The organism is Lactococcus cremoris subsp. cremoris KW2 (assembly GCF_000468955.1).
GTDB classification, from domain to species: Bacteria; Bacillota; Bacilli; order Lactobacillales; family Streptococcaceae; genus Lactococcus; species Lactococcus cremoris.
Map to the genome: position 1 here is coordinate 66618 of NC_022369.1, position 16498 is coordinate 83115.

Genomic DNA, 16498 nt, shown 5'->3' on the forward strand with positions numbered 1-16498 from the left:
TAGGAGTATGGAAACTATTATACGTTATAATGCTGAAATGAAACTTAAATGAAAAAGAAAATGTTTGTGTATTTTTAGAAACCCTTTTCTTCGTTTGTTTTCTTAGATTATTCATAGAAGAATAGTAAGCAGTCATTACGTTTGATTAAGTTGGTTCTTTTATTTCTGTCTTTCAATATGTAATTTATAAACTAAATTATACGTCGTTTAATTGGACTTAAGCCCTAAAATAACGTAGAATTGTGTTGAGGAGGACGCTTACAATGAGTAAAAATTATAAAAAAATTCTAATCGCTATTGATGGTTCTGAACAGGCAGAAGCAGCATTAAAAGAAGCAATCACTCTTTGTAAAAGAGATAATGCTCAATTATTTGTTTTACATGCAACGGATAAAAATAGTATCTATGCAGCTGGTAACCCAGTCCCTGTGGTTCCAGCCCCAGCTATTCCAGTAGTTCCTGCAGTTCCTGTTCTTGAAGAAAGTGCAGACAATGAAGCTAAGGAAGTTTTAGAGAAAGCTTCAGCAATTATCAACAATGAAGTGAAATTTGAAGAAATTCGTGTCGATGGTTCTGCTAAAAATGAAATTGTGGACTTTGCCAAAGAACATGAAATTGATATGATTGTAATGGGCTCATCTGGTAAAGGTGCCCTTGATCGAATGTTACTTGGCTCTACTGCAGTTTATGTAGTTAAACATGCACCTTGTAGTGTTACAATCATCAAATAATATAGATAATTTTGGAGAATCGACAGAAGCTGTCGATTTTTTTTGTAGTTTAAAAATAAAACTCTTGACATTGGAATTTTTTTCGTTTACAATTGTAAACATAAAGAAGAGAAAGTTGGATTGAACAATGAAAGTTACTTTTAAAACCCTTGATGGACGTACAATGACCAAAGAATTTCTTACAGTCGATGAGTTCGTGATGCTACAAAATCGTGAAATTCCAGCCATAGATGATTCGGCAAAAGTCCTTGAAGTTGTAATCTCTGGACAAGCTGAAGAATTTAGCGGAAATGTTGCGGATTTATATTTCAAGTTGAGTAAATAAAATCTAATCCAATAGAGAGAAGTGGAGGAGGAAAAATGACAAATTATGTTTTTAAAGCTGGTCGCAAGAACTTGGCTCCTCTTTTGTTGCTACACAGTACGGGTGGGGACGAACATCAATTGTTAGAAATTGCTGAAATGATTGCTCCACATCATCCAATTTTATCAATTCGAGGGCGAGTAAATGAGCAAGGAAGTAATCGATATTTTAAACTTCGCGGTTTAGGTGGTTTTACTAAAGAAAACTTTGACCTTGATTCTCTTGATGAGGAAACGAATTGGTTAACGAGTGAAGTACAGTCTTTAGCTCAAAAGCATGATCTTGATGTACAGAAAATGATTGCTTTAGGTTATTCTAATGGAGCAAATGTTGCCTTAAATATGTTTCTCAAAGGAAAATTTAATTTTGATAAAATTATTGCTTTTCACGGCATGCAACTTGAAGAATTTGAAGAAGCTATTCAGCTAGATAAGAAACAGGTTTTTCTGACTTATGCCGCAAATGACAGGATTGTTCCTCGAGAAAATTTTGGTGATTTAAAGGGAGATTTGGAAGATTCAGGCTGTCAAATTGAAATCTTTGAAAGCTCACTCGGTCATCAGTTGACGCAAGAAGAAGTTATGGCCGCAAAAAAATGGCTGGCGGAAGCTGACTGACTCATCAAAATAATTTTACTGACTAAAGGTTGTCAGTAAATAAATAGTAAATATAGGAGAAAAAACGATGACTGAATCAACAAAAATAGTAGCACAAATCCCTGAAACTCTCACTCTTGGTGGAGTTCACCACGTTACAGCAATTACTTCAAGTGCTCAAAAAATTTATGATTTTTTTACAAATATCTTGGGACTTCGGCTAGCAAAATTAACCGTGAATCAAGACGATTATGAAACCTATCACCTCTTTTTCACAGAAGAAGACGGACATGGCGCCGATATGACATTTTTTGATTTCAAGGATATTCCTAAAGGAAACCATGGGGTTAATAATATCGAACGCGCTTCATTCCGAGTACCCACAGATGCTTCATTGGATTATTGGAGCACTCGCTTTGATAATGCCCATGTTAAACATGGCGAAATTTCAAGTAAGTTTGGTCAAAATACCTTAGAGTTTGAAGATTTTGATGGTCAACTTTATCAATTAATTTCTGACCAAAATAATAACGGGGATGCTTCTAAAGGGCATTCTTGGCAACTTTCAAATGTTCCGCAAGAACATGGGATTACTGGATTGGGCCCAGTTTTTGTGAAAGTGGAAAACGCCAAAAATCTTCGTTCAATTTTGGAAACAGTTTTTGGATTCCGTTACGCTGGTCAAGAAGGGGATTTACACCTTTTTGAAGTAGCCAATGGTGGGAATGGGGCAGCTTTGATTCTTCAAGAAGCTGGTGAAAAAGAATCTTATGCCTATCAAGGTTATGGTACAATTCACCATTTAGCATTGGGAACAACAAATCCTGAAACATTGAATTATTGGATTGAACGCATTAAAGCCTTCCGTTTGCCTCATTCAGGTTTGGTTGACCGATTCTATTTCTCAAGTGAATATGTTAGAGTTGCGCCAGGTGTACTCTTTGAGATTGCGACATATACACCAGGAATTGGAGCACTCGATATGGCAAAATCTGGTTCAGGGGCTGTTGATTCTTATGAAGAAGCATTGATTACTTCTGGTTTCTGGATTGACCAAAGTAAAGAAGAATCAGGTTTGTCTTTGAGTTTGCCTCCTCATTTATTCCCAGGAGATGAAGCAACCAAGGCAAGAACTGCAGCTAGTTTACGTCCTTTGGATACCTCAGATGCTCACCGTGATCGTACGAAAGATGAATTGTGGACGGTTGAAAAAGTATTGGAACATAAAGCGGGAACTCCAGTTGAAACGCTGAAATAAAGGAGAACTGATGAAATCATATCAAGCAGATGAGCTCGATGAAAAAACAGTCTATAAACTCTTATCGGGCAGTATTGTTCCTCGTCCGATTGCTTGGGTGACAAGTCAAAATTCCGATGGTTTAGTCAACGTAGCCCCCTTTAGCTTTTTCAACGTCGCTTCGGCTAATCCGCCACTTTTGTCAATTTCATTCACGGGAAATAAGGATAGTCTCAACAATCTTTTGACAACAAAAGAAGCAGTTGTTCATCTTGTAAATGAAGACAATGTAGAATTAATGAATCAAACAGCGGCACCACTAGCCAAGCATATTAGTGAAGCAAAAGAATTTTCATTGGAGCTTGTTCCTTCTCAGAAAGTTCAAGTTCCAAGCTTAAAGGAATCAAAGGTTCGCTTAGAAACTAAATTATATCATCATTTACCTTTAGGTGAGAATGGACATTTAGTTCTTCTTGAAGTGGTAAATTTCTCATTTGCTGACGAGCTATTGGACGAGGAAAACTTTCATGTCAATCTAACTAAACTCAAACCAATTGGCCGTTTAGCAGGTGATGATTATAGCACTTTGGGTAATCGATTTAGTCTTTTACGACCTAGATAAATAAAAAAACTTACTGATGGTTGGTCAGTAAGTTTTTTGTTTGATTTAAAAATAAAAAAATAACCCTAAGGTCATTTTTAATTATTTAACTTCTTTAAAGATTACGTGTTTACGCAATTTTTTAGAGTATTTTTTAAGTTCCAATTTGTCTGGAGTGTTGCGTTTGTTCTTTTGAGTAAGGTACAGACGTTCACCAGATTCTTTGTGTTCAAGTGTAATATTTACGCGCATGATAGTCCCTTTCTATAACTTTTGTCGAATTATTTAGTGTCGCGAACTTTGCGGCCTTTGTAGTAGCCTTTAAGTGAAACGCGATGTGAGTGACGGTAGTCACCAGTAGTTTCGTCAAAAGTAACAGTTGGAGCTGTCAATTTGTAATGTGTACGACGACGGTTTTTCTTTGCTGATGAAGTGTGACGTGCAGGTACTGCCATTGTTTTTTTCCTCCGTAGAATTTTATCTCGTTCTTGCAGAGTGCAAAAACGTACTTTATTAGTATAGCATAAATTTTCAGAAATGCAAGTTTTGTAAAGTAAAATTACTTGACAAATTTTACTGACCAATCCGTCAGTAAAATATTAGCTTTTAAAAGTACTGACAAATATCTTTGACAGCTAAATTTATAGGGACTTTAGCATAAATTTGATAAAATGTAAGTAACTTATCGGATTACTTAAAAATTTAAGCTCAGCTTCGAAAGAATCAAAGCGGCGTAAGGAGAAGACATTCAGGTCGTAAAAACTCCAAACAAAGCAGGGCAATGTTCTAGGACAATTAAATTTTTAAGGAGAAATGAATGAAAAACTGGAAAAAACTGATTCTTGTTTTTGTCATCGCAGGCGTAGCATTGATTGCTTACTTTGGCTTTAATCAGCCTTTTTTGGCGCGTCTAGTCGTCACAATTGCTGGGGGAGTTTTGGCTTTCTCAATGTTGATTGAAATGATCAAAACCCTACGAAGTGGCTCTTATGGTGTAGATTTATTAGCCATCACGGCCATTATTGCGACTTTACTGGTGAGAGAATATTGGGCTTCACTGATTATTATTCTCATGCTTGTTGGAGGAGAAAGTTTAGAGGATTATGCCAATGGCCGTGCTCACCGTGCCTTAGCAGCTCTACTTGACAAGTCGCCTGAAATTGCACATGTGCAAACAGGAGATAAGGTAGTTGATTTGCCACTGGACCATGTTGAGATTGGTAGTGTTTTATTGATTAGACCAATGGAAATTATTCCAATTGATGGGAAACTTCTGTCGGAAGCTGTTGTGCTTGATGAGGCTTCACTGACTGGTGAAACAAAGCCTAATGAATTAGTCAGAGGCGACAATGTTCTTTCGGGAGCTATTAACGGTAACTCAAGCATTCAAATCGAAACAACGGTTGCTGCAGCGGATTCACAGTTTCAAAAAATCGTACAATTGGTTAAGGAAACGGAAAAAACACCAGCTCAATTTGTGCGTTTAGCTGACCGTTATGCTGTTCCCTTTACAATTATTGCTTATATCATCGCAGCAGTTGCTTATTTTATTTCGGGAGATCCAGTCCGAATTGCGGAAGTGTTAGTAGTGGCAAGTCCTTGTCCCTTAATTTTGGCCGCGCCGATTGCTTTTGTTTCAGGAATGAGCCGCTCAAGTCAAAATGGGGCTTTAATCAAAAATGGGACCGTCATTGAAAAATTAGCAAAAGCTCAAGAAATATTTTTAGATAAAACGGGAACCATTACTGAAGGAACAATCAAAGTTGACAGTATAAAGCCAGTAAAATCAGGAAATGAAGCTGAACTTTTACAGTTAGTTTACACGGTTGAAAAATCAAGTGGTCACATTTTGGCCAAAGCGGTTGTTGAATATGCAGAAACTAAAAAGATTCAACCTCTAAAATTAACTTCTTTAACTGAGGTCGCAGGCCTTGGAGTAATTGGAGAGATTGATGGTGAAGAAATTAAAATTGGCCGTAGTTCATTTGCATTTGCGCCAGATAATCTAAATTATGAAACAGCTTTTTATGTCAGCAAATCTGGGAAATATATTGGAGCCGTCACTTTTTCAGATACTCTACGACCCGAAGCAAAAGCAACAATTGCTCAGATGAGAAAAATTGGACTTGAAAACATCACAATGCTAACCGGTGATAACCAACTTGTTGCTGACAAAATTGCCAAAAGTGTGGGGATTGACAATGTCTATGCAGGACTGATGCCAGATGAAAAATTGAAGTTTATTCAAAATGCAACTCATCGACCAGTTATTATGGTTGGAGATGGGGTTAATGATGCGCCAGCATTAGCAACAGCCGATATTGGAATTTCGATTGGTGTCGGTTCAGGAACAGTTGCTAGTGAAGCAGCCGATATTGTTTTGCTGCAAAATGACCTTAGAAAGGTCACGACATCTATCGAAATTAGTCGTGACACTTTAAAGATTGCTAAACAGGCAGTCATGATTGGGATTGTCATTTGTATTATTCTAATGTTCATTGCTGCTTTAGGAGTGATTCCCGCAGTGATTGGAGCCTTGTTCCAAGAAATCATTGACGTTGTTTCCATTCTTTATGCACTTCGGGCACTTAGAGGTTAAACTTGCAAAAAAAGTACTGATAAATTCGTCAGTACTTTTTATTTTTTAGCAGCTCAACTAGTAGGTTTTTTCATGACTTTTTCATGATAAATTCTCGGTAACTTTTCAGTGAAAACTGGTAGTTTTAAATCTTTTCTTTCGCTACAATGGTTTTGTTAAATAACTCAAAAGAGAGAAGGTCTAAAAATGTTAGACAAAAAATTTCAATGGAATAAGGTTCCTGCCATTGGCTTGCTATTTTGGTTGACCAAACTTATCTCGACGGGGCAAGGAGAGTCTCTTTCCGACTTCTCTAGCAAGCTCTTTGGGCAACAAAATCAAATGCTTGGTGCGGTATTTACGGTTGCTTGGTCGCTCATTCTTTTTGGTATTTTTCTTTTTTTGCAATTAAAATCTGAAAAGTATCGACCAGTTTTTTACTGGCTATCAGTTGCTTTGCTCGCTGTTTTTGGGACAATTCTAGCTGACGGTCTTTCGGGGGTTCTCGGAATTTCACATCTTTTTACTAGCCTAATTTTTGCCGCGGGAATGGGAATTTCATTTATGATTTGGTATCATCTGACGGGAACTTTATCTATTCATAAGATTAGAACACTTAAATCTGAACTTTGCTATTGGTTGACGGTCATGTTTAGTTTTGCCATGGGAACAGCCCTTGGCGATTGGATGGCGGATACAAGAACAGGCTATAATCCAGACCCTTATGGACTCGGTCTTGGGCTTCTTAATACAGGATTAATTTTAGGTTTAATCTTTGTCATCGTTTTGGCTTATCGATATTTTGGAAAGCCGGCTCAAAATAGTTTGGTAGAAATTTTGAGTTTTTGGGCAGCTTATATCTTGACACGTCCAGTTGGTGCAAGTTTCGCTGATTATTTTGGCTATACATGGAATGGGGGAAAACTTGGAAATGGAGGAATGTCAGTGATTTGGCTTGTCTTATTTGTCTTCTTGATTGCAGTGATTCTAGTAGATTTTCATAAAAAATCGGCAAATTATTTTACTCAGAAATCAGAAAAAATAGTGTCGGATTGACACTATTTTTTATTTTTTGAGCAATTCAATCAAATGTTCAAGCTCATCAAGATTATCAAAATGGAGCGATAACTTTCCTTGATATTTTTTATTTGCTTGAATTTTAACTTTATTTCCCAACTTTTTCATCAGTTCTTTTTCAGTTTCGTCAGTAAAAAGATTGATATTTGAGTTACTGACAGACTTGTCAGTAACTTTTTCTTCGCCATAAATAATAGCTTCAAGCTCCCTAACATTGAGCTGTTCGTTGATGATTTTATCGACCAATTCTAATTGCTTTTTGGGATTTTTTTCGGCTAAGAGCGTTCGGGCATGAGCAGGGGAAAGAGTTCTATTCTCAACATGCTTCAAAATTTCATCGGGTAGACCAAGCAAACGAATCAAATTAGAAACATAAGATCTTGATTTTCCGAGGGCCTTAGCGATTTCATCATGAGTCATGCCTAATTTGTCAGAGAGTTGTGCAAGACTTTTAGATTCTTCTAAAGGGTTGAGATTTTCCCTCTGTAAATTTTCCAAAATCGATAGAGTCATCATCTCCTCATCCGAGTAGGTCCGAATAATTGCTGGGATTGTTTCTAATCCAGCTAATTTTGAAGCTTGAAAACGACGTTCGCCTGCCAATAATTCATAACCAATTAACTTCGATTTACGAACAATAATCGGCTGTAGAACACCATTTTCTTTGATAGAATTGGCCAGCTCTCTTAAGCGATCCTCATCAAAAACAAGACGAGGCTGATAGGGGTTTTTGACAATTGTTGATAATTTGAGTTGAGTGATTTCTTCTGTCATCTTTTTCACTTTCTGTCAGTAAATGTTAAGACTTTATATTTACTGACAGATTTGTCAGCTCCTCTTTTTTTGTTCATTAATCCATTCTTTCCGACTATGGAGGGCTTTTTCATATCTTCCCATATCATCCGGTCGGAAGTAATCTGCATTTTTAATTTTATCTGGTAAATATTGTTGATTTACCCAGTGGTCTGGGAAATTATGAGCATATTGATATTCTACAGACCGTCCTAATTCTTTAGCTCCGGCGTAATGACCATCTTGTAAATGCGGTGGCACAGCAAGATTTCCATATTTTCCCAAGTCCGAAAGGGCTTCGTCCATTGCTAAATAAGCTGAGTTTGATTTTGGAGATAAGGCCAAATCAATAATGATATTGGCAAGAGGAATCCGTGCTTCTGGGAACCCTAATTTCTCAGCTGCTGATAAGGCTGTAACGGTATGTACTGCAGCATCGGGATTGGCTAAACCAATATCTTCATAGGCCATGACAGTCAAACGACGTGCTAGACTTTGTAAGTCCCCTCCCTCAATCAAACGTGCAGCATAGTGTAAACTTGCATTGACATCAGACCCACGAATAGATTTTTGCAGAGCAGACAGCAAATCGTAATGAGCATCCCCATCCTTATCAAAAGTTGCTGCTTTTCTTTGCAAAGAATTTTCCATATCATCTAGGGTAACGCGGTGTTCGTTTGAAGAAAGAACAGCTAATTCTAAAGCATTAAATGTAGAACGTAAGTCTCCATTGGTTGAGTGAACTAAGAAATAGAGCGCATCATCTTCAATAGTCACGTCAAAATCAAAGCCTCGTTCTTTATCTTGTAAACTTAGGTTTACAGCAAATTCTAAATCCTCTGGTTCAAGAGCTTTCAGTTCAAAAATTTGAACACGAGAGCGAATGGCGGGTACAACTGAAAAATAAGGATTTTCAGTCGTTGCTCCAATTAATATAATTTGTCCGTTTTCTAAAAGTGGTAAAAGAAAATCTTGTTTTGGTTTATCTAAACGATGGATTTCATCAAGAAGTAAAACAAGCTGACCAGAAAATTCTGCTTCAGAAGCAATTTCTTGGAGCCTTTTTTTAGTATCAGTTGTTGCATTAAATGTTCTAAAAGCAATGTTCATGGTTCCAGCAATTGCTGAAGCAATTGAAGTTTTACCGATGCCTGGAGGGCCATAGAGAATCATACTTGAAAGAAGTTGAGTTTCCACCATTCTGCGGATGATTTTTCCTTTACCAACTAAATGTCTTTGACCAACAATTTCATCGATATTGCGAGGTCTCATTCGTCTTGCAAGATTTTGTACCATATCATTCTCCAATCAATAAGTTTACAAGCAGTGTAAACCAAATTTACATGAGGCTTTTATCAAGATAAAAAGCTAAGAAGCAGTCATCAACATAATCTCCATCAATGAAAAATTCTTTTTTCAAGCGCCCTTCTTCAACAAAGCCGAGTTTATTGTAAAGGGCCAGAGCAGCCTGATTTGAGCCCATAACTTGAATTGTAATTTTTTTGAAGCCTTCTTTTTGAGCTAAATTAATAAAAAAATTAATCAATGCTGTCGCAATTCCTCTACCTCGGGCTTCTTTTGCGGTCATGAGGCCAAAAGTGACGATATGCTTGCCAAAGACTGATTTATGGCGAAAACCATAATCAAGGATTCCAAGAATTTCACCATGTTCTTCAGCTAACAAATAAGTGGTCCCGCTCATGATTTTGCTGATGATTTTCTCTGCTGATGAGTCCATGATATGTGGGGTAGAAGCCAAGGTCCAATTTTCGTTTTCGAGTTGAGCGACTTTGACAAAGTCGCGAGGTTCTATTTTTCTAATTTCCATTAATATATCTCCAAATTCTAAAAAGTAAGGGATAAAAAAGAAAAAACTATCCATTTTGTTTTATTAAATATAAAAAAGTGCTTTTAAAAGACTTATTTATTAAGTCTTGCTGCTTTTATAGAGCAAATTTTTGTTATAATTATTTTAACATAATATGAAGAGGGTGTGAACAATGGCCAAATTTGGATTTTTAGATGTTTTGGAAGAAGTCTTGGAAAAAGGATTTTCTTATGATTTTGAGATGAATTGGGACAAGCGTAATTTTGCGGTGGAAATTAGCTTTTTGCTAGAAGCGGAAAACACTTCTGGAACTCTGTTAACTGACGCAGAGGGTGTTGAATCTGATGAAAATATTGTCTATGAAGATGCGATAATTTTCTACAATCCTGCTAAGTCAAGTTTTGATGAGAATGACTATCTAGCAGCAATTCCTTACACTGATAAGGGCTTATCTCGTGAATTTTTGACTTATTTTGCTCAATTTTTACAGGAAAGTGCTGACCAAGGTTTAGATGATTTGATGGATTTCTTAGCCGATGAATCTGCGGAAGAATTTTCTGTAAAATGGGATAAAGAAGCTTTTGAAAGTGGCCTTTCTGGTCTATCGGAAACAGACTTTTATAAATATCCGCGCTACTAAAAATTTTAGAAAGAATTAACAAATAAACAATGAGTATTTTAAATGTAAAAAATCTATCCCACGGTTTTGGTGACCGTGCCATTTTTGAAGATGTGAGTTTCCGTTTGCTTAAAGGCGAGCATATCGGTTTTGTTGGGGCAAATGGTGAGGGTAAATCGACTTTTATGAATATCATCACAGGAACGTTGGTTCCTGATGAGGGAAAAGTCATCTGGTCGAAAAAGCACCGTGTAGGCTACATGGACCAGCATGCGGCACTTGGAAAAGGTAAAACAACCCGTGAAGCACTAGCTGAGGCCTTTCAATATCTTTTTGATATTGAGGAAGAAATCAATGATACTTACCTGAAAATGGCAGAAATGTCAGAAGATGAAATGAATGCAGCACTTGAAAATGTCGGAGAACTTCAAGAAGAATTAGATAATAGTGATTTTTATCTGATTGATGCAAAAGTTGAAGAAACGGCTCGAGGGCTTGGTTTAACACCACTTTTAGATAAAGATGTGGCCGAACTTTCTGGTGGGCAAAGAACGAAAATCTTGCTTGGTAAACTTTTGCTTGAAAAACCTGACATTTTGCTTTTGGACGAACCAACGAACTATTTGGATGAAGAACATATTTTATGGTTGAAAAATTACCTGAAAAACTATGAGAATGCTTTTATTTTGATTTCGCATGATGTGCCTTTTATGGACGAAGTGGTCAATATTATTTATCATGTACATGGTCTTGGAATTACGCGTTATTCAATGGGTTACGCAGAATTTGAACGGGTATTTGAAGAGAAAAAAGCGCAACTTGAAGCTTTGCATAATGCACAGGTGGCTGAACAAGCTAAGCTTAAAGATTTCATTGCTCGTAAAAAAGCGAATGTGGCAACTTCTGGACAAGCGAAAGCTCGTGAGAAAAAATTGGCGAAAATGGAAATCGTTGAAACAATTTCTGAAAAACCAAAACCACAATTTGACTTTAAATTTAGCCGTAAACCAAGTCGTCTGATTTTTGAAGCTAAAGATTTAGTTATTGGATACAATGAACCTTTGTCGTCAGAAATTAATTTAAAAGTAGAATCTGGACAAAAAATTGCTTTTATTGGTTCCAACGGGATTGGTAAATCAACCTTGCTTAAGAGCTTAATGGGCTTGATTCCAAGTCTTGATGGTGAAGTTGAAAAAGGAAATTTCCAAGAGATTGCTTATTATGAGCAAGAAATCAAAAATCCATCGCAAAAGACAGTTCTTGATGATTTATGGGACGAATATCCAAGCTGGAATCAAGCGGAACTCCGCGGAGCACTTGCTCGTGTAGGCTTAACGGCTAAGCAAATTGAATCTCGTGTTTATGTACTCTCTGGAGGAGAGCAAGCAAAATTACGTTTTGCTAAATTGATGAATACAGAATCAAATATTCTCATCTTGGACGAACCGACTAACCATTTGGACGTGGACGCCAAAGAAGAACTCAAACGTGCACTTATCGCATATCCAGGAACTGTTTTGATGGTTTCACATGAACCTGAATTTTATGAAGGCTTGGTTTCTGATGTTATTAATTGTGAAGAATGGACGACACGAATTTTGTAATTCCTGATTAATCTTATACAAGTTCATCTCTAATTTTTCCTAAAAATTAGTAGTTAAACAGTATTAGGAGAAAAATGACTCAAACACCATATCCTTGGGAAAATCCACAACAAGATTATAAAGTGACTTTGGCAAAACGTCGCTCAGAGCGTCGTTATCGAAGTTTACAACTGGCAAAAACACTCGAAATTCTACTGACGAAATTTAAAAAATACAATGTAAATAAATTTAATTCAGAGATTTTGGATTGGATTGAAGAGCTCAGAAACAATGCTGAATATATTGATGATGAAGATTTTTCGTCAGCAAAAAAATTTGTTGCGAAAATGAAACGAGAACTGAAAAAACTTGAAAAATGAACTTTTAGACTGACAAGTGAGAAAAGGTGAAAAATGAAAGCAAGTTTGCAAAATTATTTTGACCAGTGGGAAAGCCCTTGGATGCAACTTTACTATCGCATGGTTTGGGAGCAGCTGTCAGCAGAAATTTCACTGACAGATAAGAAAATTTTGGATTTTGGTTCAGGATTTGGTTGGAATGCCAATCATTTGGCTGACAGAAATAGTGTGATTGCCATTGAGCCAAATTCTGAAATGGTGAAAAATCGTCAGCAAACCAATCATTATCAGCAAATTACTGGCGGACTTTCTGAGCTCAGAAAATTTAATGACGAAGGTTTTGACCTCATTTTATGTCATAATGTTTTTGAGTATGCACCTAGTGAACGTGCGGAAATACTGCGTGAATTTGACAGACTGCTCAGTAAAAATGGGCTGATTTCGATTGTCAAACATAATCATGCGGGGGCCTTGATGCAGAAAATTGTCTTTGAAAATGCGCTCGATGAAGCTCATGATTTGATGACTGGCTCATCAAAAACCAATCAAATGTTTGGTAAGATTCATTATTATGAGCTGGCAGATTTATTATCTACCGACAGTTCTCTAAAGATTGATAAAACCTACGGTTTACGGACTTTCTGGGCTTTACAGCCTAATGAGTTTAAAATAGAGCCTGATTGGGCAGATAAAATGTTTAAAGTCGAATGGGAAGTTTGTGACAAGCCTGAATTTGTGGCGATTTCGTTTTTCAATCATCTGATTTTGAGGAAAAATAATGATGACCATTTATAAATTTCAAGCCGAGCTTGAAATTATCGGCATTAATCCCTTTGTGGCTTTGCCGATAGATATTTTGCAACATATTTTTATCGATTCAGGCCGAAAAAAATCGCCCATTGCTATTTGTGGTCAGGTTAATGGTAAGGATTACAAGCAAAATCTCATGTTTTTCAAAGGGAATTGGCGTTTGTATGTGAATACGACCATGCTAAAAAATTCGCCAAAAAGAATTGGTGAGTTGGTAGATTTTACAATTGCTTATGATTCAGAGCCGCGAATGGTCAAACAACCCCAAGTGCTGAGCGAAGCATTAGCCAAAAATTTGGAAGCAAAAGAAGTATTTGAACAATTGACAGCTTCTAAACAACTTGAAATTAACCGCTATATCGCCAGATTGAAGACAGATGAAGCCATCGAGCGAAATGTGGCACTGGCCATTGGTTTTTTGCTGGGAAAGAATCGGTTTGTTGGTAGGGATAAACCATAGAAAGAAATAAAAATGAATAACTGGAACTCAATCACTATAAAAATCAGTCGTGAAGCCGAAGAAGCTATTTCAGCTTTACTGATAGAAGCAGGTTCGGCGGGTGTTGAAATCAATGACAGCGCTGATTACCTCAATCACGAAGACCAATTTGGGGAAGTTTTACCCGAAATTGAGCAATCTGAACTCGTTGAAATCACGGCTTATTATCCAGAAAATATGCCAATTGTGGAATTAAAAGCCGAAATTGAACATAAAATCGCCAATTTAGCTGATTATTTTTCACTGACAGGTTTGTCAGTAACAACAAATAATCTGTCAGAAACAAATTGGGCAGAAGCTTGGAAAAAATATTTTGAACCGGCACGTATCACTCATGATTTAACGATTGTCCCAAGTTGGACGAAGGATTATGTGGCGACAGGTTCTGAAAAATTGATTCGCCTTGATCCAGGAATGGCTTTTGGGACTGGGACACATCCAACGACAAAAATGTCACTCTATGCTTTGGAGCAAGTTTTGCGCGGTGGTGAAACTCTGCTTGACGTCGGAACGGGTTCGGGAGTTCTGTCTGTTGCAGCGACTTATCTTGGCGCGGCAGAAATTTTTGCTTACGATATTGATGAAGTGGCTGTGCGCGTGGCTTTAGAAAATATTGAACTCAACCCTGGTCATGAAAAAATTCATGTGTCAGCAAACAATCTTCTTGAAGGAATTGATAAAAAAGCGGACGTGATTGTGGCCAATATTTTAGCTGATATTCTTGTTTTAATGACGGACGATGCTTTCCGCTTGGTTAAAGAAGAAGGTTATCTCATTATGTCAGGAATTATTGCTGACAAAGCCGATATGGTCATTGCATCAGCAGAAAATGCTGGATTTTTCCTTGAAACACGCATGATTCAAGGCGAATGGAACTGTCTGATTTTCAAGAAAACGGAAAATCGGGAAGGGGTAATTGGAGGATAAAATTTCATTTAAATCATATTAGGACCTTGGAAATGAGTACTTTATCTTTTAGCAAATGATAAAATAAAGTAAACAATTCATTGAAGTGAATTTTATGAAATAGATGATTGGAAGAGAAAATGGCTAACCAATATTTTGTATTTAAAGAATTACCAAAAATCGGTGAGAAATTTACCATTGAAAACCAAGCCGCAGCTCACCATATTTTTACGGTCATGCGGGCACAAGCCGGTGACCAGTTGCGCTTAGTTTTTGAAGAGGGAAAAATTGGCCTGTCAGAGATTATTTCGCCAGCTGACCAGTCGGTCAGATTGATTGAATTACTGACAGATTCATCAGAATTACCTGTCCAAGTCACAGTTGCAGTTGGTTTTCCTAAAGGTGATAAATTAGATTTTATTGTTGAAAAATCAACTGAATTAGGCGCCACAGCCATTTGGTCAGCACCTTTTAAAGCTTCTGTCAGTAAATGGGACCACAAAAAACTGACAAAAAAACAAGAAAAATTGGAAAAAGTTGCTCTAGGAGCCGCCGAGCAATCTCGCAGACAATTGATTCCTAAAATTCAATTATTTGACCAATTTTCTAGATTGACAGAGCAATTTTCTGATTTTGACCAGGTTCTTGTAGCCTATGAAGAGTCGGCAAAAATGGGCGAAACATCAATGTTTAAACAAGCACTGACCGAGCTGTCAGCAAATCAAAAAGTCCTGATTATTTTTGGGCCAGAAGGTGGAATTAGTCCTGATGAAATTGCAAAATTTGAAAATCTAGGGGCAAAAATGATTGGCTTAGGACCACGAATATTGCGAGCAGAAACGGCTCCCTTATACGCTTTATCAAGTATCTCAGCTTATTTTGAATTATTATAAATAAAGAAAAAATTTTTAGGAAATCGATTATGAAAAAACGTGTACAACGTAACAAAAAACGAATTCGCTGGGCTTCAGTCCTCACGGTTTTCGTTCTTTTAATTGGAATAATTGCAATTGCTTTTGCTGCCGTTCATCTGCTAAGTCCTAAAGCAAATACTAGCCAAAAAAGTAGTCAAACTTCAAGACAAGAAAAAACCAAAAGCACTGTCCCATCTAGTTCTTCTCAACCTAAAGAAACAAAATGGCGCACTGGAACTAACGAAAATCAATTGCCTATTTTGATGTTCCATTATGTTACTTCAAGAGCTGACCAATTGCCACAAGATAGTAACAACATCAATATTGTTACCTTTGAGAATGAGTTAAAAGCTCTGAAAAGTCAAGGTTATACGACAGTCAGTGGAACGGATGCCCAAAAAATTCTGACGACCAAAGAAAAACCTAGTGACAAAATGGTTTGGCTTACTTTTGATGACGGTTCAGTGACCATGTATACTGATATTTTCCCATTACTGAAAAAATATAATATGCATGCTACGAATTTCATTATCACAGGATTTGTGAATAAAGCTCAAGGGGGAATTTTGAGTTGGGAGCAAATCAAAGAAATGAAAGCAAGCGGACTTGTTGACTTTGGAAGTCATACAGTCAGTCATCCTGATTTAGGAACGCAAACTTTAGAGGCCCAACGAACAGAGCTAGAACAATCAAAAGCTGACCTTGACAAAAATCTGAACCAGCAAACCAATATGATTTGTTATCCAGCCGGTGGCTACAACCAAAATACCCTAAGCTTATCAACTGAATTAGGCTATAAATTTGGACTTCTTGATCCAGGACGTAATGGTGCTGTCGCCCAAGCAGCCAAAGAAAGTGATGGTCTATTAACACTGCCACGCTTTAGAATGATGAGTAGCACCACTGCTGAAGAAATGATGCAAATGATTCAACCAGCGACTGATTATAATGAAAAAAATAAATAAACTCCGAATAATCGGAGTTTTATCTTTATATTTTTAAGA

Annotated in this window: 20 protein-coding genes; 15 read left to right on the forward strand and 5 right to left on the reverse strand. The window is 37.0% G+C overall.

Annotated features, from left to right (window positions below):
* Nucleotides 1-263: 263 nt before the first annotated feature.
* From KW2_RS00335 to KW2_RS00355, 5 genes are all read left to right on the forward strand, one after another.
* Nucleotides 264-731 (forward strand): universal stress protein, encoded by a 468-nt coding sequence (locus tag KW2_RS00335; RefSeq protein WP_011675137.1) that lies wholly within the window; start codon nt 264-266, stop codon nt 729-731.
* A 127-nt stretch (nt 732-858) separates the two neighbouring features.
* The gene (locus KW2_RS00340; RefSeq protein WP_021036528.1) at nt 859-1056 is read left to right on the forward strand and encodes a hypothetical protein; all 198 of its coding nucleotides are present in this window, start codon (nt 859-861) and stop codon (nt 1054-1056) included.
* A gap of 35 nt (nt 1057-1091) precedes the next feature.
* Nucleotides 1092-1712: an alpha/beta hydrolase gene (locus tag KW2_RS00345; protein ID WP_021036529.1), complete on the forward strand. Its 621-nt coding sequence runs from the start codon at nt 1092-1094 to the stop codon at nt 1710-1712.
* Between the two features lie 67 nt (nt 1713-1779).
* Nucleotides 1780-2949, forward strand: coding sequence for a ring-cleaving dioxygenase (locus tag KW2_RS00350; RefSeq protein ID WP_021036530.1), 1170 nt, complete (start codon nt 1780-1782; stop codon nt 2947-2949).
* Between the two features lie 10 nt (nt 2950-2959).
* The gene (locus tag KW2_RS00355) at nt 2960-3550 is read left to right on the forward strand and encodes a flavin reductase family protein (RefSeq protein ID WP_021036531.1); all 591 of its coding nucleotides are present in this window, start codon (nt 2960-2962) and stop codon (nt 3548-3550) included.
* An 81-nt stretch (nt 3551-3631) separates the two neighbouring features.
* Here the strand turns inward: KW2_RS00355 and rpmG are convergent, their stop codons facing one another.
* Together rpmG and rpmF are read right to left on the reverse strand one after the other, a co-directional pair.
* A complete protein-coding gene (rpmG, locus tag KW2_RS00360; protein ID WP_003132258.1) occupies nt 3632-3781 on the reverse strand; it encodes a 50S ribosomal protein L33 in 150 nt (49 codons plus the stop codon).
* Between the two features lie 29 nt (nt 3782-3810).
* The gene (rpmF, locus tag KW2_RS00365) at nt 3811-3984 is read right to left on the reverse strand and encodes a 50S ribosomal protein L32 (protein WP_010905107.1); all 174 of its coding nucleotides are present in this window, start codon (nt 3982-3984) and stop codon (nt 3811-3813) included.
* A 362-nt stretch (nt 3985-4346) separates the two neighbouring features.
* On the opposite strand from rpmF, the gene KW2_RS00370 reads away from it, so the two are divergent.
* Nucleotides 4347-6128, forward strand: a complete 1782-nt coding sequence (locus KW2_RS00370; RefSeq protein ID WP_021036532.1) for a heavy metal translocating P-type ATPase — start codon at nt 4347-4349, stop codon at nt 6126-6128.
* Nucleotides 6129-6314: 186 nt separating this feature from the next.
* Nucleotides 6315-7163 (forward strand): COG4705 family protein, encoded by an 849-nt coding sequence (locus KW2_RS00375; RefSeq protein ID WP_021036533.1) that lies wholly within the window; start codon nt 6315-6317, stop codon nt 7161-7163.
* A 9-nt stretch (nt 7164-7172) separates the two neighbouring features.
* Here KW2_RS00375 and KW2_RS00380 read toward each other — a convergent pair whose 3' ends face one another.
* The 3 genes from KW2_RS00380 to KW2_RS00390 are packed head-to-tail and all read right to left on the reverse strand — an operon-like array spanning nt 7173 to nt 9804.
* On the reverse strand, nt 7173-7958 hold the full coding sequence (locus tag KW2_RS00380; RefSeq protein WP_021036534.1) for a ParB/RepB/Spo0J family partition protein: 786 nt from the start codon (nt 7956-7958) through the stop codon (nt 7173-7175).
* A gap of 54 nt (nt 7959-8012) precedes the next feature.
* The gene (locus KW2_RS00385) at nt 8013-9272 is read right to left on the reverse strand and encodes a replication-associated recombination protein A (protein WP_011834203.1); all 1260 of its coding nucleotides are present in this window, start codon (nt 9270-9272) and stop codon (nt 8013-8015) included.
* A 43-nt stretch (nt 9273-9315) separates the two neighbouring features.
* On the reverse strand, nt 9316-9804 hold the full coding sequence (locus tag KW2_RS00390) for a GNAT family N-acetyltransferase (RefSeq protein ID WP_021036535.1): 489 nt from the start codon (nt 9802-9804) through the stop codon (nt 9316-9318).
* 172 nt (nt 9805-9976) lie between these two features.
* Here KW2_RS00390 and KW2_RS00395 point away from each other — a divergent pair, with 172 nt between their 5' ends.
* From KW2_RS00395 to KW2_RS00430, 8 genes are all read left to right on the forward strand, one after another.
* The gene (locus KW2_RS00395) at nt 9977-10444 is read left to right on the forward strand and encodes a DUF3013 family protein (protein ID WP_011675148.1); all 468 of its coding nucleotides are present in this window, start codon (nt 9977-9979) and stop codon (nt 10442-10444) included.
* Nucleotides 10445-10473: 29 nt separating this feature from the next.
* Nucleotides 10474-12027, forward strand: coding sequence for an ABC-F family ATP-binding cassette domain-containing protein (locus tag KW2_RS00400; RefSeq protein WP_021036536.1), 1554 nt, complete (start codon nt 10474-10476; stop codon nt 12025-12027).
* Between the two features lie 74 nt (nt 12028-12101).
* Complete coding sequence (locus KW2_RS00405; protein WP_014571838.1) at nt 12102-12386, forward strand: hypothetical protein; 285 nt, start codon at nt 12102-12104, stop codon at nt 12384-12386.
* Between the two features lie 33 nt (nt 12387-12419).
* The gene (locus KW2_RS00410) at nt 12420-13160 is read left to right on the forward strand and encodes a class I SAM-dependent methyltransferase (protein ID WP_021036537.1); all 741 of its coding nucleotides are present in this window, start codon (nt 12420-12422) and stop codon (nt 13158-13160) included.
* Nucleotides 13147-13635, forward strand: coding sequence for a YdeI/OmpD-associated family protein (locus KW2_RS00415; protein WP_041168669.1), 489 nt, complete (start codon nt 13147-13149; stop codon nt 13633-13635). The genes KW2_RS00410 and KW2_RS00415 overlap by 14 nt, the downstream gene beginning before the upstream one ends.
* Before the next feature lie 12 nt (nt 13636-13647).
* Nucleotides 13648-14601: a 50S ribosomal protein L11 methyltransferase gene (prmA, locus tag KW2_RS00420; protein ID WP_021036539.1), complete on the forward strand. Its 954-nt coding sequence runs from the start codon at nt 13648-13650 to the stop codon at nt 14599-14601.
* A 119-nt stretch (nt 14602-14720) separates the two neighbouring features.
* Nucleotides 14721-15473, forward strand: a complete 753-nt coding sequence (locus tag KW2_RS00425) for a 16S rRNA (uracil(1498)-N(3))-methyltransferase (protein ID WP_011675154.1) — start codon at nt 14721-14723, stop codon at nt 15471-15473.
* 29 nt (nt 15474-15502) lie between these two features.
* Nucleotides 15503-16459: a polysaccharide deacetylase family protein gene (locus KW2_RS00430; protein WP_021036540.1), complete on the forward strand. Its 957-nt coding sequence runs from the start codon at nt 15503-15505 to the stop codon at nt 16457-16459.
* Nucleotides 16460-16498: the final 39 nt, after the last annotated feature.